20 protein-coding genes and 1 pseudogene are annotated in these 24,950 nt (G+C 73.2%); 11 read left to right on the top strand and 10 right to left on the bottom strand.

All coding sequences use genetic code 11. The features are described 5' to 3' along the window. Window positions 1-344: 344 nt before the first annotated feature. Entirely contained in the window at window positions 345-1,319 is a 975-nt protein-coding gene (locus tag ACFYOV_RS06570) for a GNAT family N-acetyltransferase (RefSeq protein ID WP_389083555.1), read from the top strand. A 118-nt stretch (window positions 1,320-1,437) separates the two neighbouring features. Then, window positions 1,438-1,659, top strand: a complete 222-nt coding sequence (locus tag ACFYOV_RS06565; protein ID WP_389083552.1) for a hypothetical protein — start codon at window positions 1,438-1,440, stop codon at window positions 1,657-1,659. Window positions 1,660-2,355: 696 nt separating this feature from the next. On the opposite strand, the gene ACFYOV_RS06560 is transcribed toward ACFYOV_RS06565, so the two are convergent. From ACFYOV_RS06560 to ACFYOV_RS06545, 4 genes are all read right to left on the bottom strand, one after another. Then, window positions 2,356-3,702: a phosphatase PAP2 family protein gene (locus tag ACFYOV_RS06560; protein ID WP_389083549.1), complete on the bottom strand. Its 1,347-nt coding sequence runs from the start codon at window positions 3,700-3,702 to the stop codon at window positions 2,356-2,358. 807 nt (window positions 3,703-4,509) lie between these two features. Beyond that, complete coding sequence (locus tag ACFYOV_RS06555) at window positions 4,510-5,553, bottom strand: ABC transporter ATP-binding protein (RefSeq protein WP_389083546.1); 1,044 nt, start codon at window positions 5,551-5,553, stop codon at window positions 4,510-4,512. Continuing rightward, the gene (locus ACFYOV_RS06550) at window positions 5,550-7,136 is read right to left on the bottom strand and encodes an ABC transporter permease (RefSeq protein WP_389084100.1); all 1,587 of its coding nucleotides are present in this window, start codon (window positions 7,134-7,136) and stop codon (window positions 5,550-5,552) included. Before ACFYOV_RS06550 ends, ACFYOV_RS06555 begins: the two co-directional genes overlap by 4 nt. Before the next feature lie 71 nt (window positions 7,137-7,207). Beyond that, on the bottom strand, window positions 7,208-8,254 hold the full coding sequence (locus ACFYOV_RS06545) for an iron ABC transporter substrate-binding protein (protein ID WP_389083544.1): 1,047 nt from the start codon (window positions 8,252-8,254) through the stop codon (window positions 7,208-7,210). Between the two features lie 188 nt (window positions 8,255-8,442). On the opposite strand from ACFYOV_RS06545, the gene ACFYOV_RS06540 reads away from it, so the two are divergent. The 3 genes from ACFYOV_RS06540 (at window position 8,443) to ACFYOV_RS06530 (ending at window position 12,198) form a co-directional block, all read left to right on the top strand. After that, on the top strand, window positions 8,443-11,232 hold the full coding sequence (locus tag ACFYOV_RS06540; RefSeq protein ID WP_389083541.1) for an AMP-binding protein: 2,790 nt from the start codon (window positions 8,443-8,445) through the stop codon (window positions 11,230-11,232). A 155-nt stretch (window positions 11,233-11,387) separates the two neighbouring features. Then, window positions 11,388-11,861 (top strand): SRPBCC family protein, encoded by a 474-nt coding sequence (locus ACFYOV_RS06535; protein WP_389083539.1) that lies wholly within the window; start codon window positions 11,388-11,390, stop codon window positions 11,859-11,861. 7 nt (window positions 11,862-11,868) lie between these two features. Then, window positions 11,869-12,198: a TfoX/Sxy family protein gene (locus tag ACFYOV_RS06530; RefSeq protein WP_389083536.1), complete on the top strand. Its 330-nt coding sequence runs from the start codon at window positions 11,869-11,871 to the stop codon at window positions 12,196-12,198. 55 nt (window positions 12,199-12,253) lie between these two features. Here the strand turns inward: ACFYOV_RS06530 and ACFYOV_RS06525 are convergent, their stop codons facing one another. The 3 genes from ACFYOV_RS06525 to ACFYOV_RS06515 form a co-directional block, all read right to left on the bottom strand. Further along, entirely contained in the window at window positions 12,254-13,390 is a 1,137-nt protein-coding gene (locus ACFYOV_RS06525; protein WP_389083534.1) for a class I SAM-dependent methyltransferase, read from the bottom strand. A 196-nt stretch (window positions 13,391-13,586) separates the two neighbouring features. Beyond that, entirely contained in the window at window positions 13,587-15,860 is a 2,274-nt protein-coding gene (locus tag ACFYOV_RS06520; RefSeq protein WP_389083531.1) for a heavy metal translocating P-type ATPase, read from the bottom strand. A 90-nt stretch (window positions 15,861-15,950) separates the two neighbouring features. Then, on the bottom strand, window positions 15,951-16,223 hold the full coding sequence (locus tag ACFYOV_RS06515; RefSeq protein WP_389083529.1) for a cation transporter: 273 nt from the start codon (window positions 16,221-16,223) through the stop codon (window positions 15,951-15,953). 188 nt (window positions 16,224-16,411) lie between these two features. Between ACFYOV_RS06515 and ACFYOV_RS06510 the strand changes: the two are divergent. From ACFYOV_RS06510 to ACFYOV_RS06495, 4 genes and pseudogenes are all read left to right on the top strand, one after another. Beyond that, window positions 16,412-16,848, top strand: a pseudogene (locus ACFYOV_RS06510) (silent information regulator protein Sir2); the annotation flags it as partial. A 171-nt stretch (window positions 16,849-17,019) separates the two neighbouring features. Continuing rightward, window positions 17,020-17,385 (top strand): hypothetical protein, encoded by a 366-nt coding sequence (locus tag ACFYOV_RS06505; protein WP_389083526.1) that lies wholly within the window; start codon window positions 17,020-17,022, stop codon window positions 17,383-17,385. A 165-nt stretch (window positions 17,386-17,550) separates the two neighbouring features. Further along, entirely contained in the window at window positions 17,551-17,886 is a 336-nt protein-coding gene (locus tag ACFYOV_RS06500) for an antibiotic biosynthesis monooxygenase family protein (RefSeq protein WP_389083524.1), read from the top strand. Between the two features lie 208 nt (window positions 17,887-18,094). Next, a complete protein-coding gene (locus ACFYOV_RS06495) occupies window positions 18,095-20,056 on the top strand; it encodes a protein-arginine deiminase domain-containing protein (RefSeq protein WP_389083522.1) in 1,962 nt (653 codons plus the stop codon). 69 nt (window positions 20,057-20,125) lie between these two features. Here the strand turns inward: ACFYOV_RS06495 and ACFYOV_RS06490 are convergent, their stop codons facing one another. Continuing rightward, complete coding sequence (locus ACFYOV_RS06490) at window positions 20,126-21,757, bottom strand: penicillin-binding transpeptidase domain-containing protein (protein ID WP_389083519.1); 1,632 nt, start codon at window positions 21,755-21,757, stop codon at window positions 20,126-20,128. A 115-nt stretch (window positions 21,758-21,872) separates the two neighbouring features. Here ACFYOV_RS06490 and ACFYOV_RS06485 point away from each other — a divergent pair, with 115 nt between their 5' ends. Together ACFYOV_RS06485 and ACFYOV_RS06480 are read left to right on the top strand one after the other, a co-directional pair. Next, window positions 21,873-22,817 carry a LysR family transcriptional regulator gene (locus ACFYOV_RS06485; RefSeq protein ID WP_389083517.1) on the top strand — a complete coding sequence of 315 codons (945 nt, stop codon included), beginning with the start codon at window positions 21,873-21,875 and terminating at the stop codon, window positions 22,815-22,817. 277 nt (window positions 22,818-23,094) lie between these two features. Continuing rightward, window positions 23,095-23,967 (top strand): serine hydrolase, encoded by an 873-nt coding sequence (locus ACFYOV_RS06480; RefSeq protein ID WP_389084098.1) that lies wholly within the window; start codon window positions 23,095-23,097, stop codon window positions 23,965-23,967. A 157-nt stretch (window positions 23,968-24,124) separates the two neighbouring features. On the opposite strand, the gene ACFYOV_RS06475 is transcribed toward ACFYOV_RS06480, so the two are convergent. Both ACFYOV_RS06475 and ACFYOV_RS06470 read right to left on the bottom strand, forming a co-directional pair. Further along, window positions 24,125-24,328, bottom strand: a complete 204-nt coding sequence (locus ACFYOV_RS06475) for a cold-shock protein (RefSeq protein WP_389083515.1) — start codon at window positions 24,326-24,328, stop codon at window positions 24,125-24,127. Window positions 24,329-24,568: 240 nt separating this feature from the next. Next, complete coding sequence (locus ACFYOV_RS06470) at window positions 24,569-24,949, bottom strand: MerR family transcriptional regulator (protein WP_389083513.1); 381 nt, start codon at window positions 24,947-24,949, stop codon at window positions 24,569-24,571. Window position 24,950 lies beyond the last annotated feature (1 nt).

Raw genomic sequence — 24,950 nt, 5'->3', positions numbered from 1 at the left:
GTCGCTCCTCACCATCCGGCGGGATGACCCTGTGTGACGTGCAGCACACGCAGCGCACGGCGGAACTTTAGTACTGGACGAGCTCGGCCTGGGGCGGTTCACCGGAATCCCCGGGGTGCGGCACTCGGCATGGCCGTTCAGTGACCATGGCTGAGACTCGTTCCTCCGGCTCCTCGGAGGCCCCGGCGGACCGTGGCCCAGCGGGTCGTCGAGCGACGGGAAGACGTCCGCCCGGTCGTCGGGGAACGCGGCCGCTCGATCCTTGAGGTACCGCCGGACCGGTCGCTTCGCCCGCTCAGCACGTCCGTGGTGCCATGGAACCGGGGGCGGAAAGGAGAGCGAACATGTCCGCGGAGAAGCGCACGAGTGTCGCCGCCTCGGTGTCGGTCCGCCCGCTGGTCGAGCCGGACCTGGACCGGGCCGACGAGATCTTCAGGGTCGCCTTCGGGACCTTCCTCGGGGCCCCTGAGCCGGAGACGTTCTTCGGGACCGCCGACTACGTCCGCACGCGCTGGGCGGCAGATCCGCACGCGGCCTTCGCAGCGACCGTCGAGGGCGAGGTCGTCGGATCGAACTTCGCCACCGACTGGGGCAGCGTCGGGTTCTTCGGCCCGCTGACCGTGCGTCCGGACCTGTGGGACCGGGGCATCGGCAGCCGCCTCATGGAACCGGTCATGGCCTGCTTCGACACCTGGGAGAGCCGCCACCTCGGCCTGTTCACCTTCTCGCACAGTCCCAAGCACCTCGAGCTCTACCGCCGGTACGGTTTCTGGCCCCGATTCCTCACCGCCATCATGAAGAAACAGGTCACCGCCGGCTCCGCAGTCCCCGGGCGCGTCCTGTACGGCGAGCTGACCGCCGCCGAGCAGTTCGATGCACTGGGTCTCAGTCGTGCGCTGACGGGGGCCGTGTACGAGGGCCTGAGCCTGGAGCGCGAGATCATTGCCACACAGGCGCAGGGGCTCGGTGACACCGTCTTCCTCGAGGGCACCGGCTCCGACTTCGACGGTCTGGCTGTCTGCCACTGCGGAGCGGGGTCGGAGGCCGGTGAGGACGTGTGCTTCGTCAAGTTCGGCGCCGTACGCCCCGGCCCGGACGCCGCGGACCGGTTCGAACGACTGCTGAGCGCGTGCGAGCAACTGGCCACCGAGAAGGGACTCGGGCAACTGGACGCCGGCATGAACCTGGCCCCCCAGGACGCCTACCGGCGCATGGTCGACCGCGGTTTCCGCACCTGGCTGCAAGGGGTGACCATGCACAAGGCCAACGAACCCGGCTACAGCCACCCGGACGCCTACGTGATCGACGACTGGCGCTGAGTCCCCCGCCGTTCTCGGCTTCGCGAAAGACCCGATGCCACGGCGTGACGTGGTCGCTCTGGTCGGGTTTGTGCCGCCGGCCACAGCAAGGAGGACCGGCGTAGGCTCATACTGAGTCATGACAAAGCCTGCGGCACCGAAGCGTCACCTGCCCACCAGCCCCTTCAAGGCACCGGTCATTCCGGCTCCCAAGCACTTCGACGTGGGCGACCAGGTCACCCACGACGTGTACGGCCTCGGCCGGGTCCTCGGTATCGAGGAGGGAGTCGCCGCGCTCGTGGACTTCGGCTCGGCGCGCATGCGCATCCTGAGCCCGTACGCGAAAATGACCAAGCTGTAGCTCCGTAGTGCCCGGTCAGGGCACCCCAGGCCCCTGCAGGGGCCTGTAACGAAAGGCAGACCTCCCATCGACCCGACGTCACTGTTCTCCGCCCCCGAAGGGCAGCCCGGCCGGCCCACTGCCGTGTCGCCGCGTCCGACGACACAACCGTTCCGGGCCCCGGACTTCGGAGACGACGAGATCTTCTCGTCCGAGGATGCGCAGGCGCCCGCTCCGGGCACGCGTGCGGCGCGGCCCGAGGCCATCTGAACTACCCGACGGCCTCGCCCGGCCGTCAGGCCGTCGTCCCTCCCCGACGCGCGACGGCTGCCCACCGACCGAGGTGGCACGGCCCTTCTGGCCCTTCGGCGGGCGGCACCGGACCAGGTCCTCCCCGGCCGTCGCCGTCACCGCCGGGGAACCCGGTGATGCGTGGGCCTTCGCGACGGTCGTGGCCCTCACGCGGGTCACGACCGGCCATGGAGTTGCCCACGGCCGACACGACGCGGCGGACCGGGGTCCGGCAGCACCGCACGAGGGCGAGGGTCGGCGGCTCGAAGCCGACGCGGCCGCCGACGCGGGTGGTGTGCGATCCCGCCGGGTTCCGGTTCCCCGAGGCCGGCCTACCCGGGGCACGCCGCCCGCGGGGACGCGGTGGAGCCGCCCGGCCGGCCGGGAGCCGGCGGCCGGCGTGCCGGCTCGGGCGGCTCAGGCGGCTCAGATCGGCTCCAGTTGCGGCTCCCGTGGCCGCGTCGGCGTCGTCGGCTGTTCCTGCCAGCGGCTCGTGGTGCGCACGTAGCCGTGGATCACCGAGGCCATCGCCAGGACGAGGAGGGGGCCGGAGGCCCACGGGTGGTGTGCCATCTCGAGGGAGAGGTGGCGGGACGACAGCAGGATCGCGGCGAAGACCGTCGCTCCGTACGCGACGAACCAGAGTCCGGAGCGGTCCCAGCCGCGGTCGTACGTGCGCAGGGCCGCTTCTATCGTGAGGGTGAAGACCACGCCGGCCACGAGGTCTATGCCGTAGTGGTAGCCGAATCCCAGCGTCGCGCCGAGGGTGGTGAGGAGCCAAAACGTTCCTGCGTAACGCAGGGCACGGGGCCCCCTGCGCGAGTGGAGGAAGATGGCGGTGGCCCAGGCCGTGTGCAGGCTGGGCATGCAGTTGCGGGGCGTGACCTCGTCGTAGGTCACCGGCAGCGGCGTGGTGATCGGCGGTGGGGTGTGGGGCCAGAGGTCGGCCACCGCCCACTCCGCGCCGCCCGTGCCGAAGGCGCCGGTGCCGTAGAGGAAGACCGGTCCCACCACGGGGTAGATCATGTAGACGGCCGGTCCGACGAGGCCGATCGTCAGGAAGGTGCGGACCAGGTGGTGGCGCGGGAAGCGGCGCTCGGCCGCGACGTGACGCAGCTGGTACAGCGCGACGGCCACCGCGGCCACCGCGAGCTGGGTGTAGACCCAGTCGAGGAGGTGCGCGCCGGCCGGCCCCGCGGCCTCGACCAGGCGGCCCACCACCCAGGACGGACTGCCCAGCGCGTGGTCGGCGACAGCCACGTACTGGTCGAGCACCGCCGGGCGGGTCTTCGACGTGATCAGCAGCCAGGTGTCACCCGTCTTGCGGCCGGCGACCAGCAGCAGGCCCAGCCCGACGCCCTTCAGCAGCAGAACGCGTTCGCGGCCGGTGCGGCGCGTGACGGCGACGACCGCGGTGCCCAGGATCACCCACAGCGCGCCGTTGCCGAAGGAGTGGCCGTCGGGCGTCCCGGTGCCGGTGACCCACCGGACCAGGGCGAAGACGACGTCGATGCCGATCGCCGCGCCGAGCGCGACGAACCGCTGCCGCCAGGTGAGCACGACCAGCATCAACGCCATGCTGGCGTACAGCAGCGGCCCTGATGTGGGGGCGAACACCACCTCTCTCGCCTGATGTGTGATCGGTCCCGGAACGTCGTAGCGACGCGCGGCGAACTCCAGCACGACGAGGAACCCGAGGACCGCCGCGCCTGCCACGGCCCAGAGTCTCGTGCGAGGTATTCGCGAAAGCTCCCTTGATGGCATTGAACTCATTCTTTATTCGATTTGTTCGGTTTTGGCCACATTTTTTCTTGTTGCCCGCACAGTCAATGGTGTTGTTTTTCGGCGGTGCCGACCGGGCGCATTCTTCCCCATGGAGAACGGCCCGCCGGGAGAGGAAGACGGAAGGATCACGGGGCGGGTTGTGCGGGCCGGAGGCGGGGGCGCTCCCGCGGGTCGCGTCCGGGCGGGGAAGCACTCGGGGCGCGACCGGTTCGGGGTGGCGCGCCGGCGCGGTCCCCGGTTCCCACGGCGTCGTGGTGCGGACGTGGCCCGTGGATCACCGAGGTCGTCGCCCGTGGCGACGCATGGAGAGCTCCCGGCACGGCGAGGAACCCGAGGGCCACCATGCCCGCCGACGTGGCCAGTGCCACCCGCGGCCGCCCCGCGGAGAACGGGAGCCCGCCCTTTTTTCGCGAAAACAGCCGCGTTGATATGGGTATCAATTGCCTGACCGGTTTGCCAGGTATGATCGAGTAGATTGTTCATCGTGCTAAATGGCGTGCTTTCCCGGCAAAAGGGCGGCCGATGGGGGCGTTCATCGCGAGTTCGCAGGGGGTAATTGCGCGCGACTACGCCCCGGCCGGGTGGGCCGGGGCGTGCGACGGGCGTGCGGCGGTGTAGGGGATGCGGCCGTGCGGGGCCGCCCGGTGGCTCGGGCGGTGGTGCGACGGGAGGGCGGCACCTACGCCTCCTCGGGGGAGGGAAGACGAGGTGCCCGCCGGCCCGCCGGCCGACGGCGCACCGGGCCGGCCGAGCCGGCCGGCAGCGGGCGGGTCCGCGCCGGCAGCGGCGCCGCCCCTACGGGTGGAGGGCCGCCTCGCCCACCACCCGGATGCCCGTCCGCTCCCCGGGCCCGACCGGCAGCGGGCCCGCCACGCGGATCGTGATCGGGGTGGCGTGGGTCTCGACGGTCACCGTGATCATGGCGTCGTGGCCGTAGTAGGCGATGTCGGTCACCGTGCCGCGGGTCGTCTCCTCGGCGTCCGCGGCGGTCAGCACGAGCTGTTCCGGGCGGAGCAGGACCGTACCGGTGCCCAGCCCGTCGGGCGGGGTGGTCAGGGGGACCGTACCGAGGGGTGTGTGTGCCGTGCCGTCGGTGCCGACCGTGGCGGGGAGGAGGACCGCGTCGCCCACGAAACCGGCGATCCAGGGGTCGGCGGGGCGTCGGTAGAGGTCCTGGGGGGTGGCGCACTGCGCGACGCGGCCGTCGCGGACGACGGCGACCAGGTCGGCGGTGGACAGGGCCTCCTGCTGGTCGTGGGTGACCAGGACCGCCGTGGCTCCGGTGGCCCGCAGGGCCGCTCGTACGTCCGCCCGGACCCCGGCCCTCAGGGCGCTGTCCAGAGCGTTGAACGGCTCGTCCAGCAGGACCAGGTCGGGCCGGGGAGCGAGGGCGCGGGCCAGCGCGATCCGCTGCTGCTGGCCGCCGGAGAGTTCGTGGGGCATGCGGTCGCCGTAGCCGGCCAGGCCCACCAGCTCCAGCATCTCCTCCGTCGTGCGGCGCCGCTCCGCGCGGTCGGCTCCGGTCAGGCCGAAGGCGACGTTGCGGGCCACGCTCAGGTGCGGGAAGAGGGCGCCCTCCTGGGGGACGATGCCGACCCGGCGGCGTTCCGGCGGGACGTGGGCGCCGGGGCCCTCGAGGAGGCGGTCGCCGAGCCGGATCGTGCCCCCGTCGGCGCGCAGGAATCCGGCGACGATCCGCAGCATCGTCGTCTTGCCGCAGCCCGAGGGGCCGAGGACGGCCGCCAGCGCGCCCGCCGGGACGGTGAGTTCCAGGCCGCGCAGGATCGGCGCCCCGGCCGCGTAGGACTTGGTGAGTCCCTCCACGCGCAGTTCGTTCATGTGCGGTGCCTCCCCAGCACGTACGACGGGACCGCCGCCAGCAGGATCAGCGCGGCGGCGTAGGGGGCGGCGGCCGCGAAGGAGCCGGCGCCCGTCTCGGTCCACAGGCGGGTGGCCAGGGTGTCCATGCCGGTGGGGCGGAGCAGCAGGGTGGCCGGCAGTTCCTTCATGCACACCACGAAGGTGAGCGCGGCCCCGGCCGCCACACCGGGTGCGGCCAGCGGCACGGTGATCTCGCGCAGCACCTGCCACGGGCGGCGGCCGAGCGAGCGGGCCACGTCCTCGAGGACGGGCGGCGCCTGGAGCACGGCCGCGCGGGTGGCGGCCACCGCGACCGGCAGGAACAGCACGGCGTACGCGCAGACCAGCAGCGGGAGTTGCTGGTAGAGCGGGTAGGCGTAGCGCACGGCGAAGAAGACCAGGGCGAGGGCGACCGTGATGCCGGGGAGGGCGTGGCCCGCGTAGGCCGACTGCTCGAGCAGGCGGGCGCCGCGCCCCCGGTACCGGGCGGCGATCACGCCGACCGGCAGGGCGAGCAGCGTGGTGAGGGCGGCGCCGGCCGCCGCGACGCCGAGGGTCGCCGTGGCCGTCTCCACCAGGGTGCCGAGGTCCCGCCCGGCCGAGCTGCCGACGGCCAGCCAGTAGCCGAGGGTGCCCAGCGGGACGGCGACGGCCACCGCCACCACCACCGCGCACCACAGCAGGGCGAGCGGCCGCCACCGCCCGAGGGCGAGGGGGACCGGCGGGCGGGCGGTGCCCGCGCCGGTCCTGGCGTGGCCGGCGCGTCCGCGCGTCCGCGCCTCGGCGGCGACCAGCGCGATGGTCATCACGACCAGCACGACACTGAGCGCGGCGGCCGGGGTCCGGTCGAAGGAGGCTCGGTAGGAGGTGTGGATGGCGCGGGTGAAGGTGTCGTACCGCATCAGGGACACCGCGCCGAAGTCGGACAGCACGTACAGGGCGACGAGCAGCGCGCCGCCCGCCGCGGCGGGGCGCAGCTGCGGCAGCGTGACCCTGGCGAACGTGCGCAGCGGGCCGTGCCCGAGGGAGCGGGCGGCCTCCTCCTGGGCCGGGTCGATGCCCCGAAGCGCGGCGGCGACCGGCAGGTGGACGTAGGGGAAGCTGACCAGGGTCAGGGCGAGCGCGGCGCCGCCGAACCCGGCGAGGTCCGGCTCGGCCGACAGCCAGGCGAAGGCGGCGACGTAGCTGGGCACGGCCAGCGGCAGGGTGGCCAGCACCGACCAGGCGCGGGCGCCGGGCAGCGCGGTGCGCACGGTCAACCAGGCCAGGGACACCCCGAGGACCAGGGAGGCGGCGACGACCACGGCGGTCAGGCCGAGGCTGCGGGCCAGCAGGTCCAGGGTGCGTTCGTCGGCGACGACCTGCCAGGCGAAGGCCGGTCCGCGCTCCAGCGCGCGGACGGCCAGGTAGCCGAGCGGCAGCAGGGCGAAGAGGGCGGCCAGGCACGCCGGGACGAGGAGGACCAGGGGCGGTCGCCGGCCGGCCGTGGGGGTGCGGCGGGCGGCGCCGGGGCTCGCGGGCCCGGAGGGCGGGAGCGTCCCGGGGAGAGGGCCCCGGTCCATCCCGCGCCCGGGGCTGTCCGGGGCGGTGGTCCCGCCCGGGTGCGGGGTGGACGGTGGTGTGGGCACGGCGCTCAGACCAGTCCGACGTCCTGGAGCATGGCCAGGGTCTCCTGCAGGGAGTCCAGTTCGCCGAGGTCGATGTCCGGGGATTCGAGCGACTCGAACGCCGGCAGGCCCTCCACGGTGCTGGTGACGCCCGCCGCCAGCGGGTACTCCTTGGTCTTGTCGGCGAAGTAGGTCTGCGCGTCCTTCGACAGCAGGTAGTCCACGGCCTTGCGGGCCGCCTCGCTCTGCCCGCTGCCCTTCAGGACGCCCGCGCCGGCCACGTTGATCAGCGCGCCGGGGTCCTTGCCCGGCAGGAAGTGCAGCTTGGCGTCGACCTTGTCCTCGCCCTTCTCGGCGACCCGCTCGTACCAGTAGTAGTGGTTGACCAGGCCGAGGGAGACCTCGCCGGCCTCGACGGCGTCCAGGGTGGCGAGGTTGTGGGCGTAGGTCTTGGCGCCGTTGGCCTTCAGGTCCTCGAGCCACGCGCGGGTGGCGTCGTCGCCCTTCAGGACGCGCATGCCGGTGACGAACGCCTGGAACGAGGCGTTGGTGGGCGCGAAGCCGACCTTGCCCTTCCACCGGGGCTCCACGACGTCGAAGACGCTGTCGGGGACGTCGTCCGCGGCGACCTTGTCCGGGTTGTACGCGATGACGCGGACCCGTCCCGAGAGGCCGACCCAGTCGCCGTCGGAGCCGCGGTAGGCGCGGTCGACCTTCTCGACGGTGGCCTGGGGCAGCTTCTCCAGCATGCCCTCCTTGGAGAGGGCGCCCAGCGCGCCGGCGTCCTGGGAGAAGAACAGCCCGGCCTTGGTGCGCTCGCCCTCCTCCAGGATCTGCGCAGCGAGCTCCGCGCTGTCGCCGTACCGGACCTCGACCTTGGTGCCGACGGCCTTCTCCAGCTTGTCCAGAAGAGGCTGAACCAGCTTTTCGTTGCGGCCGGAGTAGATGACGAGGGAGGAGTCGCCGCCCTCACTCCCGCCGGCCTGCTCGTCGGCGCCGCACGCGGCGAGGGAGGGAAGCAGAAAACCGGCTGTGACCAGCGCGATTGTCCGGCGGAGCGAGGGGCGTCGCATGGTGGGTGCCTTCCTGCGGGTGCTTGCCTTGGTGCCGTCGTTCGTGCCGGTCGAGAGCGGGTGGGCGAAGCTGTCCTGTGTCTTTGCTGTGGCTTGATTATGACCAAGTCATGAATAAGGTAATCCTTACCTAATCGTCAAGACCACCGTGCTCGAAAGCGGACGGTGCCGCGGAAGGGGCGCGCCCCGTGCTTCACACCTCCGGATCCCTGCCTCCGGCTCCGTCCCTCGCCCACCCCGCTTCTTCCTCTTCGGTTCCGCTGTCGCTGCCCGCCATGCCGGCTCCCCGCCCGGCCGGCGCGCCGCGGCCGGACGGCGTGCCCTTCGCGCGGCGGCTCGCCGCGTACGGCGATCGGGTCGCGCTCGTCACACCGGACGGTGAGCTGACGTACCGGGACCTGGCCGCACGGGTGGCCCGCACCGCCGAACGTCTCGGCCCGGTCCGGCGGCTGGTGCTGCTGGCCGGCGCCAATCGGGTGGACGCGCTCGTCACGCATCTGGCGGCGCTGTCCGCCGGGCATCCCGTGCTGCTCGTCCCCGGTGACAGCGAGAACACCGTGCGCTCACTGACCGAGGCGTACGCACCCGACGTCGTGGCCCGCCCCGGCGCCGACGGGACGTGGTCCCTGGACGAACGGCACCCGGGCAGTGCGCACACCCTGCACCCGGACCTGGCGCTGCTGCTGAGCACCTCCGGCTCCACCGGCTCCCCCAAGCTGGTGCGGCTCTCGCAGGAGAACCTCCAGGCCAACGCCGAGTCCATCGCCGCGTACCTCGGGCTGGACGACACCGACCGGGCGGCCACCACGCTGCCCATGCACTACTGCTACGGCCTGTCCGTCGTGCACAGCCATCTGCGGTGCGGCGCCGCGCTGATCCTCACCGACCGCTCGGTGTCGGACGCGGCCTTCTGGGAGGAGTTCCGCGCCGGACGCGGCACCTCGCTGGCCGGGGTGCCGTACACGTTCGACCTGCTCGACCGGGTCGGCTTCGACCGGATGGAGCTGCCGCACCTGCGCCGCGTCACCCAGGCCGGGGGGCGGCTGGCGCCCGAACGGGTCGCGCACTACGCGCAACTGGGCCGCCGCTCGGGCTGGGAACTGTTCGTGATGTACGGCCAGACCGAGGCCACGGCGCGCATGGCCTACCTCCCGCCGCACCTCGCCGCCGAGCGTCCCGAGGCGGTCGGCGTGCCGATCCCCGGCGGCTCCTTCCGGCTCCGGCCGGTCGACGGCCACGGACCGGGCACCGGGGAGCTGGTCTACTCGGGGCCGAACGTCATGCTCGGTTACGCCGAGGACCCGGCCGACCTCGCCCTCGGCCGGACCGTGACGGAACTGCGCACCGGGGACCTCGCCCGCCGGGCGCCCGACGGGCTGTACGAGATCGTGGGCCGCCGCAGCCGCTTCGCGAAGATCCTCGGGCTGCGCATCGACCCGCAGCGCGTGGAGACGCTGCTGGAGCGGCACGGGACCGGCGCGTTCTGCGCGGCGGACGGGGAGGCGCTGGCGGTGGCGGCGCTGGGGAGCGCCGGTGAGGAGGCGCGGATCCGGCGGCTGGTGACCGAGGAGTGCGGGCTGCCGCCCCGTGCCGTGCGGGTCCGGGTGCTCGACCGGCTCCCCCGGCTGGCCACGGGCAAGCCGGACTACGAAACGGTACGGCGGCTGACCCGCCCGGCGGAGGAGGCCCGGGAGGAATCCCGTGAGCAGCCGGGGACGGATCTGGTCCGTCTCTACGCGGAGATCCTCGACCGCGACGACGTCAGCGACGACTCCAGCTTCGTCGGGCTGGGCGGTGACTCCTTGTGCTACGTCGAGATGTCCCTCCACCTGGAGGAGCTGCTCGGCCATCTGCCACCCGACTGGCACACGCGGACGATCCGCGAGCTGCGCGGCATGGGCACGGACGCCGGCGCGGGACACGGAGGCGTCGCGCGGGGCCCCGAAGGAGCGGAGGAGCCGCACGGGAGGGTGAGCCCTCCCGGGTCCCCGGACACCGCGGGGATCCCGGCGTCCCCGGCGTCCCGGCGGGCGCGTCCGGGCGGGCCGGGGCTCGGCAGCGCGCTGCGGGCCTGGGTGACCCCGCGGTCCTGGCGGACCCGCCGCACCCTGGAGACCGGCATCGCGCTGCGCGCCGTCGGGATCGTGATGATCGCCGGGTCGCACATCCTGCTCTTCGACATCAGGGGCTTCGCCCACGTCCTCCTGTGCGTCGCGGGTTTCAACTTCGCCCGCTTCCAGCTCACCGGTGCCGCACGCCGTGAGCGGGTGCGGCACATGGGGCGCAGCATCGCCCGCATCGCGGTCCCGAGCATGGTGTGGATCACCGGGGCGGTGCTGCTGACGGACTTCTACGACCCCGCCAACGCGGTGCTGCTCAACAGCGTGCTGGACCAGGGCGACGACCGCTTCGAATGGGCGTACTGGTTCGTGGAGGCCCTGGTCTACTTCCTCGTCGTGCTGGTGGCGCTCATGTCCGTACCGCTGCTGGACCGGCTGGAGCGGCGGTACGCGTTCGGGGTGCCGCTGGCGCTCACGGCCGTCGGCCTGGCCGGCCGTTACGACCTGCTGGGGCTGGCGTCCGCGCGCCCGTATCTGAGCCCCACGGTGGTGTTCTGGCTGTTCGCGCTGGGCTGGGCGGCGGCGCGGGCGGTCACCGTCCGGCAACGCCTGCTGCTGACGGCGGTGCCGCTGCTGAGCGTGCCCGGCCTGTTCCCCGACCAGCCCTGGCGCACGGCCGTCGTGGTCACCGGCGTGACCCTCCTGATCTGGGTCCCCTCCCTGCCCAGCCTCGCCCCGCTCAACGCCCTCGCGGGCGTGCTGGCGAGCAGTTCCCTGTACATATACCTGACGCACTATCAGGTCTACCCGTACCTCCAGGACGACTTCCCGGTCACGGCCCTGTTGGCCTCCCTGCTGGTCGGCATCGGCTACGCGACGCTCGTGAACCGGGTGACGCGGAGGGTGCGGTGGCTGTGAGGGGCGGTGCGGGGCGAGGGCCGGCCGTCCTCCTCGTCGCTCCTCCCCGTCCCCGGTCTGACCCCCGGTCCCGGCCCCGCCCCCGGTCCCGCCCCCGGTCCCGGTCGTCCCGCGCCCGGGCGGTCGCCGCGCCGTTCCTGACGCACGCTGGAGACGTGACCGTCGATGTGACCGCCGAGCGCGTCCTCCCGCTGCCGCTGGAGCGCGTGGCGGCGTACGCCATGGACTGGCGCCACGACGCCGACTGGACCCAGGGCATCCGCTCGGCGGAACTCACCCGGGAGGCGCCGGGGGGCGGCTTCGGGACCGGGGCCGAGGTCACCCGTACGGCGTACTTCCTGGGCCGGCGCATCGACTACGTGCTGCGGGTCGTCGCGTACCGGCCCCCGCGGCTGCTGGACATGGTGTCCGTGGCCGGTCCGATGCCCATGCACGTCACGTACGGCTTCGAGCCGCACCCCGCCGGCACCCGTGCCCGCATCCGGGTGCGCGGCGGCGAGGGCGGCTTCTACCGGCTGGCGGCGCCGCTGCTGGCCCGGCAGGTGCGCGGCAACCTGGTCAGGGACCTGCACGATCTGGAGACGCGACTCCTGGAACGGGCCGGGCGGGACGACGAAGGGCAGGGTTGACGCGGCGATGGCGTACGACGAGGGGCTGGCGCGGCGGATCCGGGACCGGTGGGGAACGGACCCCGAGGTGACCGAGCGGCACATGTTCGGTGGTGTCGCCTTCCTGTACCGCGGCAACATGGCCGTCGGCGTCACCGGGGAGGACCTCATGGTGCGGGTCGGTCCGGAGGCGGCGGACGCGGCGCTCGGCCGGCCGGGGGCGCGGGTGTTCGACATGACCGGCCGGCCGATGCGCGGGTGGGTGGTGGTCGACGGGGCCGCGGTCGCGGAGGACGACGCGCTCGGCGCCTGGCTCGACGAGGGGCGCGCCTTCGCGGCGGGCCTACCGCCCAAGTGAGGGGCGGTCGGTCCCCGCGGCCGGCGACGCGCGGCACCGGAGGCCGGGGGCCCGGTCAGCCCTTGGCCGCGACGTAGTACGCGTTGATCGGGTCGCCCTCGACGGACTTGACGTCGACGGTGGCGAATCCGGCGTCCCGGAGCATCCGGACGGCCGTCTCCTGGCCCCAGGCCGTGCCCAGGCCGGCTCCGCCGGTGCTGAGGGAGGTGGTCATGCAGTAGAAGACGGAGAAGCCGTAGAGCGCGGGGCCGAAGGGATGGCCGATGTTCCGCTCCAGCCGGCTGGAGGCGGCGATGTCGCCCATGAGGAAGGTGCCGCCGTCGCGCAGGGCGCGGGCGATCGCCGTGAGCGTCTCCGCGGGGCGGGCCAGGTCGTGGACGACGTCGAAGGCGGTGACGAGGTCGTACGCGCCGCTGATCTCCGTGGAGTCCGCCACGACGTAGTGGAGGTTTTTCAGCCCCGCGCGGGCGGCCTCGGCGTGCGCGGCCGCGATACCCGTCTCCGACCGGTCCAGCCCGTGGAAGCGGCTGGCGGGGAACGCCTTCGCCAGCACGAGCGGCGCGTGTCCCTGGCCGGTGCCCACGTCGAGGACGTCGATGCCCTCGCGCAGGCGCTCGGTGAGCCCCGGCACGAGCGGCACGATCACGTCCACCAGCGCCTGGTCGTAGACGCGGGCCGTCTCCTCGGATTGGAGCGCCTGGAAGCGGGGGTAGGCCGAGTACGGCACGCCTCCGCCCTCCCGGAAGCAGCGCACGACCTGCTGCTCCACCTCTCCCATGAGCGCGATGTACGGCATCATGCCGGCGAGGTTGTCCGGGCCCGCCGCGGTGGTGAGCGAGGCGGCGTGGGCGGGCGGCAGGGCGTAGGTGCCGGCCTGCGGGTCGTACGTGACGAATCCGCCGACGGTCATGCCGCCCAGCCACTCCCGCACGTACCGCTCGTCGAGGTCCGCCGCCCCGGCGATGTCGGCGGCGGTCGACGGCGGCAGGGCGGCCATGGTGTCGAACAGGCCGCACTGGTGGCCGACGCTGGTGAGCAGGCCCAGCGCGCTCTTGTTCAGCACGTCGAGCACCTCACCGGCGAACGCCTCCCGCGCGTCCTGCTCCGGCTGATCCGGTTGGACCGGCTGATCCGGTGGCTGCGTCTGCTTCGGTTGCTCCGGCGGCGCCTGCCGCGCTTCGAGAGTCGACACGGTCGTACCTCCTGCCTCGGATGCGCCCGATGTGTCCGTCACTGCGAGCCTAGTCCGGCCTGGGGGCAGGGGACCTTACGGAAAGGGGACGGCGCTCACGCGGCACCGGGCGGACACCGCGGGTGTCCGCCCGGTGGGCTGTCCGCCCGGGCCCGGTACGCCGGGCGTCCGCACGGCAGCCCCGGGGAGGCCGGGCCTATCGGCCCGCCGCCCGGAAGCCGCGCAGGCGCAGGGAGTTGCCGACGACGAAGACCGAGGAGAAGGCCATGGCCGCTCCGGCGATCATCGGGTTGAGCAGGCCGGCCGCGGCGAGCGGCAGGGCGGCGACGTTGTAGGCGAACGCCCAGAACAGGTTGGTGCGGATGGTGCCGAGGGTGCGGCGGGCGAGCCGGATCGCGTCGGCGGCCACCAGCAGGTCACCGCGGACCAGGGTCAGGTCGCCGGCCTCGATCGCCGCGTCCGTACCGGTACCCATGGCCAGGCCCAGGTCGGCCTGTGCGAGGGCGGCCGCGTCGTTGACGCCGTCGCCGACCATGGCGACCGAACGGCCCTCGCCCTGGAGCCGCTTGACGACGTCGACCTTCTCCTGCGGCAGCACCTCCGCGATCACGTGCTCCGGCGCGATGCCCACCTCCGCGGCGACGGACTCGGCCACGGCCCGGTTGTCGCCGGTCAGCAGGACGGGCGTCAGGCCGAGCGCCCGCAGCCGGCTCACGGCCTCGGCGCTGGTCTCCTTGACCGCGTCGGCGACCTCGAGCACCGCCCGCGCCTCACCGTCCCAGGCCACCGCGATGGCCGTACGCCCCGCCGCCTCCGCCTCGGCCTTCGCCCGCCGGAGGTCCGCCGGCAGTTCCGTCGCGCTCCCCCGCACGGCGAGCAGCTGCTCACGCCCGACCAGCACCTCGTGTCCCTCGACGATGCCCCGGACGCCGAGACCGGGCACGTTCGCGAAGTCCTCCGGCGCGGGCAGGGCGCCGACGCGGGCGGTGGCCCCGGCGGCGATCGCCCGGGCGATCGGGTGCTCGGAGGAGTGCTCCAGGGCACCGGCCAGGCGCAGGACGTCCTTCTCCTCGGTGCCGTCGGCGGTGTGCACGGCCAGCAGGGTCATCCGGCCGGTGGTGACGGTGCCGGTCTTGTCGAGGACGATGGTGTCGACCTCGCGGGTGCTCTCCAGCACCTCGGGGCCCTTGATGAGGATGCCGAGCTGGGCGCCGCGCCCGGTGCCGACCATCAGCGCGGTCGGCGTGGCGAGCCCGAGGGCGCACGGGCAGGCGATGATCAGGACGGCGACGGCGGCGGTGAATGCGGCGGTCAGTCCTGCGCCGTTCCCGAGCCAGAAGCCCAGGGTGGCGAGGGCGAGGCCGATCACCACGGGCACGAACACGGCGGAGATCCGGTCGGCGAGCCGCTGGGCCGCGGCCTTGCCGTTCTGCGCGTCCTCCACCAGCTTCGCCATCCGGGCGAGCTGGGTGTCGGCGCCGACCCGGGTGGCCTCGACCACCAGCCGGCCGCCGGCGTTGAGCGTGGCCCCGGTGACCGCGTCCCCGGTGCCGACCTCGACCGGGACGGACTCGCCGGTGAGCATCGAGGCATCCACGGCGGAGGAGCCCTCGACGACCGTGCCGTCGGTGGCGATCTTCTCGCCGGGCCGGACCAGGAAGCGGTCGCCGACCTTCAGCCGGCCGACCGGGATGCGCTCCTCGCGGCCCCCGCGCAGCACGGTCACGTCCTTGGCGCCCAGCTGCAGCAGCGCCTTCAGCGCGGCGCCCGCCTTCCGCTTGGAGCGCGCCTCGAAGTACCGGCCGGCCAGGATGAAGGCGGTGACACCGGCCGCCGCCTCCAGGTAGATGTTCCCGGCGCCGTCGCCGCGGGCGATGGTCAGTTCGAAGGGGTGCGTCATGCCGGGGGTGCCGGCCGTCCCGAAGAACAGCGCCCACAGGGACCACAGGAACGCCGCCGAGGTGCCGACCGAGATCAGCGTGTCCATGGTGGCGGCGCCGTGCCGGGCGTTGGTCCAGGCGGCCCGGTGGAAGGGCCAGGCCGCGTACGTCACCACGGGCGCCGCCAGGGTCAGCGACAGCCACTGCCAGTACTCGAACTGGAGGGCAGGGACCATCGCCATCGCCACCACCGGCACGGAGAGCAGCACCGCGGTGGTCAACCGCCCGCGCAGGGAGCGAAGTTCGGCGGGCTCGCCCTCCTCGCCGTCCTCCTCCTCGGCGCTCTCCGCCCGGGCCGGCGGGGCCGGTTCCTGCGCGGTGTACCCGGTGGCCTCGACGGTGGCGATGAGGTCGGCCACGGTGACGCCCTCGCGGAAGCTGACCTTGGCCTTCTCCGTGGCGTAGTTGACGGTGGCCTCGACCCCGTCCATGCGGTTGAGCTTCTTCTCGATGCGTGCGGCGCACGAGGCGCAGGTCATGCCGCCGATGGCGAGTTCTGCTTCGGCGGCACCCGGGGTGGTGGTGGTCATGTCCGCTCCTCGGAACTAGGGAGTGTGACGGGGGCGCGGTCCGGGCCGGGGGTGCCGGCCCCGGCCCGTCCGGCCGGCCGGGCCGTCGGCTCAGGCGGGGACGCGCCCGGCGAAGTCGTAGCCCGCCTCGTCGACGGTCTGGGCGATCAGCGCGTCGAGGGCCTCGTCGGGCTCGCCGTCGGTCGTCACGGTGACGAGCCCGGAGCCCACCTCGACCTCCACGGCGACGACGCCGTCCAGGGCGGCCACGGCCCGGGCGACGACGTCCTGGCAGTGCGCGCTTGCGATGCCGTCCGCGCGATAGACGGTCGTGGTCCGCGCGGGGGTGTGGCAGCTTCCCTCGGGGGTGCAGCAACCGGACATTTGCGTCCTCCTGTGATCGATACGGGTGTCGGCCTCCGGTACCCCTTGGGGGTATAGCGGCGACTATATACCCCCATGGGGTATGTTTGGGCAAGGGGCCACCCGCCCCGGACAGGGCGCCGACAGGGCCAGGCCGAGCCACCCCGGGTCGACGCCCCGGTCACCATCGCTCAACCCCGGGAACGTGAATCGGTCCCCGGTGTCCTGACGCCCTCGTCCACGAGAACGGCACCCTCTCCGACGACTCCCGGGCGGGGAACGGCGACCGCAACGGCTACAAGCTCGGCGGCGAGGACATCGCGGTCGATCACGTCATCCGGCGCAGCATCGCCTACGACAACGGCAAGCGCGGCGTCACCTACAACCGCGACCCCGGCACCATGACCGTCTGGGCCACGTCGCGATCGACATCGCCGAGCACAACTTCTCGTTCGACGCGGGCACTTCGGTGTTCCGCAGCAACGTCTCGTGCCGCCGCGGCGACCGGACCAGCGACAAGACGCTGGGAAACGCCGACGGCACCAACCAGCTCCGGACCGGCTCGAACGGCTCCCGGTGCGCCTCCTGCTCCGGCGCGCTGAACTGGTCCTTCGCCTCGGACGGCCGCCTGGTCGTCACCTTCGGGGCAACTGGCGAGCCACCGGCCCCGGTGACAGCGACGCCCCGGCACCCGGCCGCGGGCCCGCCCGGCACGCCCGGACGGGTCCGCGGTTGTCACGTCGCGGCGAAATCGACCGGCACGTCGAAGTGATCCCGGCCCCCGCGCGGGGCCCGCGCTCGGCTACGCTCTTCCACCATGTCGCACCCTGATGATCTGCTCGTCGACATCGCTGCGATGGTGGAGGCGGAGCACGACAGTCAGATGTCCCTCACCGTGGTGGTCCCCGGGGCCGTCATCACGGGACGGCTGGCCCCCGAGGCCATGTGGAGAGAGCGCGTGGCCGAAGTGCTGCGGGACTCCGAGCAGCTGGGGCACTTCGCCCGCCCGTTCACCAAGGACGGCAGGGGCGGGAAACCGTCACCGCCCACCCATCTGCACTTCCACGTTGCCCAGATCCTCCAGGGGAGCTACGGCATCCCGGAGACCGGCGGCATGTACCGGGTCGCCCTCGCCGACGTGAGCGCCTGGACCGTGGGGGCCATCGGGTACTCGGACGTGTAACGGCTCCCGGCACCGGTTCCGGGCCGTGAGTTCCGCCCGGGACCGGCACCGCCGCACCTCACGACCGGCACCGCCGCACCTCACGACCGGCCCCGTCGGACCGGTGCGACATCGACGGCGGGGCTTGCGTCCCGGCGACGTCCGCCCTGCGGAACAATCGCGGGCATGAGCATCGTCAAGATCAACGTACTCACGGTTCCGGAGGACCAGCGCGAGACGCTGGAGAAGCGGTTCGCCGCGCGGGCGGGCGCGGTGGAGGGCTCGGACGGGTTCGAGTGGTTCGAACTGCTGCGCCCGGTGGAGGGCACGGACACCTACCTCGTCTACACCCGCTGGCGGACCGAGGAGGACTTCCAGCGCTGGATGGCCGGCCGCGGCCAGGCGGCGCACGGCGGTGGCGGGGGCGGCGGTGCCGAGGCCGAGCGTCCCCGGCCCGCGGCGACGGACGCGACGCTGTGGTCCTTCGAGGTCGTCCAGCAGGCGGCGCCCAAGCGGGACTGACCCCGCCCTCACGAGCACCCGGCGGCCGGTGCGGCATCCGCCCCGCACCGGCCGTCCCCATGCCGGTCGGCCGTGACGTGACGCACCGTCACCGGACCGTCCGCTGAAGCGACATGACCGATTTCCGCCGCCTCACCGGGAACGCACGGCCCGTCCTCCTCCTCTTGCACGGCGACACAACCACCCCCCACCTGAGGAGGAATGCGCCGTGCGCAGACGTACGGGTATACGCACGAACCCCGCAGGACCGGTGCTCGTCGCCCTCGTCGCGGCAGGGTCCCTGGCGACACCGCTCTCCCCCGCGCACGCCGCGGAGACCCCCGCTCGCGCGGACCTGCGCGCGGACGTGAACCGCGACGGACGCGTCGACGTCACCGGCGACAGCGACAAGGCCGGCGAGAACACCTGGTCCGTGGGACGCGGAGCGGTGATGCTGCCGAACATCGACGACGACACCCGGCGCTGCCCGGTCAAGGGCCCGGGCGGCAAACGGCTCTCCGACGCCAGGCTCGCCGCCTGCAACGACGCCTCCGACACCAAGGTCAACGGCGGTGCGGACGCCGCCGACCTGGCGCGGATCCGGTCGGTGCCCATGGCGAAGCTGCCGTCCGGCGCCAAGGGCAGCGTGAAGGTCACCGCCGGTGCCAAGCACACCCACGTCTTCGTGAAGCGGTCCGGCGGCTGGGAACGGGTCACCTCACGAACCCGGCTGACCGCCGGTGAACTGCGCGCGGGCGTGGAGTTCGGCGTCGAGGCCACCGACGTGATCCGCGACAGCAAGGTGTGGGACGGGCGGGCGGTGATCCGGCTGACCGTGACGTCCGGCAGCCGCACCACCTCCGACGAGGTGACCCTGCGCGTCGCCCCGCTGCTGACCCACCACCACCTCCAGCGGGCCCAGCAGGTCATGGTCACCAAGGTGCCCGGCAACGACCCGTGGGCGAAGGCGCAGCGGCGGTTCGTCAAGAGTCTGGCCGGTGAGGTCGAGCGGGCGGGCATCAAGCGGCCGCTGGTCACCTTCGACAGGTACGGGGACCCCTGGGCGCAGGACTTCGTCGAGCCGGCGTACACCGCCATGACCGGGCCGGGCGGGAAGCGGCAGGTGCTGCGGGTGATGCTGCGCTCGGCCCAGCCGGACCGGGCGGCGGGGCGCGAGCTGTTCGAGAAGGTGCGCGGCCGGGACGTCGGAGTCGTCCAGGCCTTCGACCGCTCCGAGCCGGAGGACTGGTCGCTGAACTCCATGGGCAACCTGGAGACCGTCCCGCCGTACGCCCACAACGGCCGTTCCTTCCCGGCCGGCCGGATCATCATGGGCTGGCGCAAGGACAGCGGGGAGAAGCCGTCGAAGGCGGTGCGGACGCTGCTGAAGTCCCAGGGTCTGCAGGATCCGCTGCTGCTGGACACCTCGTGGCTGGGCGTGGGGCACGTCGACGAGTTCGTGCAGTTCCTGCCCGCCGACACCCCGCGCGGCTGGCGGATCGCCGTCGCCGACCCGGAGGCCGGGCTGGAACTGCTGCGGGAGGCGCAGCGCGCCGGGCACGGGCGGACCAAGATGTTCTCGGTCCCGGGCTACGCGGGCCAGCAGGCGCCCCGCGAGACCATCGACCAGACGCTCGCCTCCCGGCACCTGGTCGCCGACAACCGGATGGCGGCCCGGCGGATCGCGGCCAACCTGGAGATCCTCCAGCGCGAGACGGGCGTCACCGACACCGAGGTGGTGCGGGTGCCGGCCCTGTACACCCGTGAGGCGGAGATGACGGCCGAGAACGGGCAGGAGGTGCCCGTGCCGCGCCTGACCCGCATGGGTGGCAAGGCTCCGCTCGTGGACACGCTCCGGGAGCGCGGCCAGCAGAAGTGGCTGGCGCGGGACGCCGAGCGTGCGCGGGGCGAGCGGGCGGGCGCCGCGGAGACCGTGATGACCAGCGCGTACGTGCCGGGCGCGGTGAACGGCGTGGTGCTCGCCCGGGACCGGTACCTGGCGCCCCGCCAGTGGGGGCCCGTGATCGGCGGCAAGGACGTCTTCACGGAGGCGGTCACGGCGGCGTACCGGCGGGCCGGGATGAAGGTGTCGTACATCGACGACTGGTACACGTACCACCTCGGCATGGGCGAGGTGCACTGCGGAACCAACACCCTCAGGGACGGCACCGGCGCGTGGTGGAAGCGCTGACCCGCTGACCCGCTGACTCGAGGAGAAGGGTCGCCCCCGGTTCCGACGCGGGGGCGACCCGGACCCGGCCTACGAGCCCGGCACCGACGTCAGCAGGTCGCGGACGACGGGACCCGCCGAGCCGCCCCCGGTCACGCCCTCCTCGACGACGCACGCGACGGCCACGCCGCCCCGGTGGGCGACCAACCAGCCGTTGTTGTCCTGGTCGTCGGAGACCTCGGCCGTGCCGGTCTTGGCGCCGACGTCGCCCGGCAGGCCGGACAGCAGACGTGCCGTGCCGCCGGTGACCGTCGCGCGCATCAACGACCGGAGCTGGGTGACGACCCCGCGCGGCAGCGGCGCGGTGGAGGTCGTGTCCTCGGTGCCCTCCACCAGCGAGGGCTGGTGGAAGGTGCCGGACACGGCCGTCGCGGTGACGGATGCCATGATCAGCGGGTTGGCCTGCACCCGGCCCTGCCCGATCATCGACGCGGCCTTCTCCGTCTCGTCGCGCGGCACCGGCACCGAGCCGTCGTACGAGGGCACCCCCACGTGCCAGGTCTGGCCGACACCGAAGTACTTCCGCGCGACGTCCCCGAGCTCGCCGTCGCCGAGCCGGTCGCGCAGGCTGATGAACGCGGTGTTGCAGGACTCGGTGAAGTCCTTGCGGAAGGTGGCGCCCGGGTACGCCGAGGTCTCCACGTTCTGGAACCGCTTGCCGACCGTGAGGTACTTGGGGCAGTCCACGACGTCGTCCGGGGCCACCGCGTCCTTGAGCAGCAGGGCGCTGCTGGTGACGATCTTCCAGGTGGAGCCGGATGCGTAGGTGCCGGAGAGGGCGCGGTTGAAACCGGAGACCGGGAAGTTCGCCACGGCCAGGATCTCGCCGTCCTCGACGCGCAGGGCGACGAGCGCGGCGTTCTTCCCCCCGGCCCTGGCGAGGGCGCGCTCGGCGGCGGACTGCCAGGCCGCGTCGAGGGTGGTGCGCACCGGGCCGTCGGACGTGGTGGCGGCCCTGCCGCCGAAGGACGCCTCCGTGCGCCGCACCTCCCCGGTGACCCGGTCCACGAGCTGCACGGCACCGCGCGGCCCTCTCCCGTCCGGGCCGCCCGCGAGCCGGGCCAGCAGCGGCGCGAGGGAGGGGTGCTCGGCGGCCGTGAGGGCCACGCCGTTGCGGTCGGCGGCCCGGACGGGCGGTGTCTCCTCGCGCTCCAGACGGAACTTGTCCGTGCCGCTGAGCCGGGGATGCACCAGCGACAGCTTCCACTCCACCTTCCAGGAGCCGTCCTTCTGCTCCCGCAGCGGCAGGGCGGAGCCGTAACGCCAGGTGCCCAGGTCCGACACGGGCATCCGGGCGGTGAAGGGGACGGTGACCGTGCCGTCCTCCTGCTCCTCGGCGTCGGCGGCGGTGAGCTTCGGCCGGCCCAGGTCCAGCCCGGAGGTGAAGCTGCGCAGCACCTGGCCGGCCCGGTCCGGGCTGGTCGTACGGGCCGCCGCGGCCGGCAGGCGCCCGGCGGACCAGTCGGCGAGGAAGGCACGGGCCTCGGCCACCGCCTCGGGATCGGGACCGTCCCCGCCCCGCTCGAAGGGACCGAGCCCGGCCGCCCAGGCTCCGCCCGCGGCGACCGCGGTCACCACCGCGAGCGCCGTCAGCACCTTGGCCGCCCCGGGCGGACGGCTTCTCGGGGGACCGGGCTGGGTGAAGTCGACTTGGGTGTCCATGCCTCGAGCACAGCAGTGCCCCGGGGGATCCGTCCAAGTCCCGTATCGATCATGGATCGATCAACACTCGATATGATGACTGGTCGTGGACCTGGTGCGGCACTTGGAGTGCTTCGTGGCTGTTGCAGAAGAGTCACACTTCGGCCGCGCAGCCGCCCGTCTGGGCATGGCCCAGCCGCCGCTGTCGCAGCGCATCCGGCGCCTGGAGCGGGAGCTGGGCGTCCGGCTCTTCGAGCGCACCAGCCGGCAGGTGACCATCACCGAGGCGGGGCGGCTGCTGCTGGCGGAGGCGCGCGAACTCCTCGGCCGCTCCGAGTCGTTCCTGGCCGCGGCGCGCCGCGTCCGGGACGGCGAGACCGGACTGCTGCGCGCCGCGCTGCCACCGGACATCTCCGGGGAGACCGTCGCCGCCCTGCTCGCGGACTTCCGGCACCGGCACGCCGGCATGGAGCTGGAGCTGCACGAACTGTCCACCGCCCAGCAGCTCGTCCGGCTCGCCGCGCACGAACTGGACGTGGGGATCGTCCACCACCCGTGCGACGTCTCCGGCCTGGATCTCGGCCCGGTGCTGCGCCGCGAGCTCGGTGTGCTGTTGCCGCCCGGCGCCGCGGCGGCCGGGCTCCGCGAGGTCCCCCTCGGCGCCCTCGCCCCCTACGACCTGGTCCTCTTCCCCCGCGCCGACGCCCCCGCGCTCCACGACGACCTGCTGACCACCTGCGCCCGCGGCGGCTGGACCCCGGCCGCGGTCCGGCACGGCAGGGGCGCCAGCTTCGTCCGCGGGCTGGTCCTGTCCGGCGGGGCGGTCGCCCTGTGCCCGCGGGACACCCAGCCGGAGGGGGCGGGCGGGGACAACGGGGACCCGGACGTCGTATGGCGTCCGTTCACCGGGGCACCGCCGGCCTGGCGGCAGTCCGCGGCCTGGCCCAAGGGCCGCGGGGACGCCGCCGTGCAGGCCTTCGCCGAGGCAGCCACCCACGCACTGCGCGCGACGGCCGGCGCCGTGCCCGACGCGCCGACCCGTCCGCTCCACCTGCGCCCGGCATCGGAGTTCTGGCTGTGAACGAGGAGCACGGACGACCGGGCGCAGGGCCCGCGAACAGGGACGAGTCACGGCAGCACACACCGCCCGCCACCGCGAACGACGCACGGCAGCACACACCGCGCCCGCACCGGGACCCCGCACGGCCCGCGATCCGGGACCACGCACGACCAGGTGCACGGCCCGCGACCGCGCAGTACGCACGGCACAGCGCACGGCCGCCGACCGGAAACCGGACACATCCGGCCCCACGGCGCGCGAGCGAGGGACGCCGCAGGGGTGCCGGGGAGGCGGCGTGGTGATCGACGCCCCCGTCCGCATCCGGGAGGCTTTCGCCGACGCCGGAGTCACCGGCTGGCTGCACGCCCTCGACATCGACTCCGGCGCGCAGCTCGAAGCCGGCGCGGACCAGCCGGTGTGCACGGCCAGCGTCCACAAGCTGTGCGTGCTGGTCGCGCTGCACGAGCAGGCCGCGGCGGGGGGCCTGGACCTCACCGAGCAGGTGGAGTGCCCTCGGGCCGACCGAACCAAGGGCCCCACCGGACTCGCCGCCATGCTCGACGCGGCCCGGCTGTCGCTGCGCGACCTGGCGCTGCTGATGATGACGGTCAGCGACAACGCCGCCGCAGACCTGCTGCTGGACCGCGTCGGCCTGGACGCCGTCAACGCGGTGACGGCCCGGCTCGGCCTCACCCGTACGCGCGCCGTCCACAGCTTCGGGCGGATGCTGGCCACCATCAGGGAGGACGCCGGGCCGGAGGGCGCCCGCGCGCTGGCCGACCCGCACGTCGTCGCCCGGCTGCGGGCGCTCGATCCGGAGCGGACCAACCGCAGCACGCCGCGGGACATGACCCGGCTGCTGGGGGCGGTGTGGCGGGACGAGGCGTGCCCGCCGGAGCACGGCGCCGCCATCCGGCGCATCCTGGGCCTCCAGGTCTGGCCGCACCGGCTGGCCTCCGGTTTCCCCTTCGACGACGTGCATGTCGCGGGCAAGACCGGCACTCTGCCGACCGTGCGCAACGAGGTGGGCGTCGTCGAATACCCGGACGGGGGCCGCTACGCCGTCGCGGTGTTCACCCGTACCGCCCACACGGCGGCCACTCTTCCGGCGGCGGACGCGGTGATCGGAACGGCGGCACGCCTCGCGGTCGACGCATTGCGGGCGCGCTGACGCCGACGGGGAAGGAATTCCCGTGGCGGATTCGCGTGGCCGAATTCACGTGTGACGCGCCCGGAAACACACGCCGGCGAACAAGGGGTGAACAGCAGAACAGGGGCCCGCACCGAAGTGCGGGCCCCTGCCGAATCCCTGCGTGCCGTCAGGCAGGTCAGGCGGGAACGATGTTCTCGGCCTGCGGGCCCTTCTGGCCCTGCGTGACGTCGAACGACACCTTCTGGCCCTCGTGCAGCTCACGGAAGCCCTGGCTGGCGATGTTCGAGTAGTGGGCGAAGACGTCAGCGCCGCCGCCGTCCTGCTCGATGAAGCCGAAGCCCTTTTCCGAGTTGAACCACTTCACGGTACCGGTGGCCATATCAAATCTCCTGAGACAGTGCTGGGAACTCGCACTTCACGAATCCCCTCATCGTCGCGATGATCACCTGCCCGGAGAACCGGTAGCAAACTGGCAACCACAACTGCAACTGACGTCAGCCTAGCATGAAAGATATGCGCGGCAAGCGAGGAAAATCACGGCAGGAAATCGCCGGGAGCACGTTTGGGAAAAGATATTTCACAGCGATGGGCGAATATCTGTTCCGGCGGGCGTAGATTTTCATCTCTCCCCGTGCACGGCCGTCCCGTGCCCGCGGCGCAACTCCTCGTTGGTGCGCACGGCCTCTTCCAGCTGGTCCTCGAGGCCGATGATCCGGGACGCGGCCTCCACCGGCGTCCCCTGGTCCACCAGCTCCCGGGCGCGGGCGGCGAGCTTGAGCTGATGGCGCGAGTAGCGCCGGTGACCGCCCTCCGACCGCGTCGGTGTGATCAGTCCCGCGTCACCCAGGGCCCGCAGAAAGGCCGGGGTCACCCCGACCAGCTCCGCCGCCCTGCCCATCGTGTAGGCCGGGAAGTGGTCGTCGTCGAGCCGGTCGGCGACGGGCAGTCGCTGGTCGTCCGGCTGCCGTCCGTCGGCGTACGGCTGGCTGTCCGAGGGCATA

This window comes from Streptomyces sp. NPDC005931 (assembly GCF_042871235.1).
GTDB lineage: Bacteria > Actinomycetota > Actinomycetes > Streptomycetales > Streptomycetaceae > Streptomyces.
Note: the sequence above shows the minus strand (reverse complement) of the source record. Positions and strands in the feature narration are given on the sequence as shown.

Coding starts and splice junctions, on each gene's coding strand:
- ACFYOV_RS06475 (WP_389083515.1), bottom strand. CDS start 24,328: ATGGCCACCGGTACCGTGAAGTGGTTCAACTCGGAAAAGGGCTTCGGC.
- ACFYOV_RS06505 (WP_389083526.1), top strand. CDS start 17,020: ATGTCGCACCCTGATGATCTGCTCGTCGACATCGCTGCGATGGTGGAG.
- ACFYOV_RS06570 (WP_389083555.1), top strand. CDS start 345: ATGTCCGCGGAGAAGCGCACGAGTGTCGCCGCCTCGGTGTCGGTCCGC.
- ACFYOV_RS06470 (WP_389083513.1), bottom strand. CDS start 24,949: ATGCCCTCGGACAGCCAGCCGTACGCCGACGGACGGCAGCCGGACGAC.
- ACFYOV_RS06515 (WP_389083529.1), bottom strand. CDS start 16,223: ATGTCCGGTTGCTGCACCCCCGAGGGAAGCTGCCACACCCCCGCGCGG.
- ACFYOV_RS06490 (WP_389083519.1), bottom strand. CDS start 21,757: ATGGACACCCAAGTCGACTTCACCCAGCCCGGTCCCCCGAGAAGCCGT.
- ACFYOV_RS06520 (WP_389083531.1), bottom strand. CDS start 15,860: ATGACCACCACCACCCCGGGTGCCGCCGAAGCAGAACTCGCCATCGGC.
- ACFYOV_RS06555 (WP_389083546.1), bottom strand. CDS start 5,553: ATGAACGAACTGCGCGTGGAGGGACTCACCAAGTCCTACGCGGCCGGG.
- ACFYOV_RS06560 (WP_389083549.1), bottom strand. CDS start 3,702: ATGAGTTCAATGCCATCAAGGGAGCTTTCGCGAATACCTCGCACGAGA.
- ACFYOV_RS06565 (WP_389083552.1), top strand. CDS start 1,438: ATGACAAAGCCTGCGGCACCGAAGCGTCACCTGCCCACCAGCCCCTTC.
- ACFYOV_RS06530 (WP_389083536.1), top strand. CDS start 11,869: ATGGCGTACGACGAGGGGCTGGCGCGGCGGATCCGGGACCGGTGGGGA.
- ACFYOV_RS06550 (WP_389084100.1), bottom strand. CDS start 7,136: ATGGACCGGGGCCCTCTCCCCGGGACGCTCCCGCCCTCCGGGCCCGCG.
- ACFYOV_RS06500 (WP_389083524.1), top strand. CDS start 17,551: ATGAGCATCGTCAAGATCAACGTACTCACGGTTCCGGAGGACCAGCGC.
- ACFYOV_RS06545 (WP_389083544.1), bottom strand. CDS start 8,254: ATGCGACGCCCCTCGCTCCGCCGGACAATCGCGCTGGTCACAGCCGGT.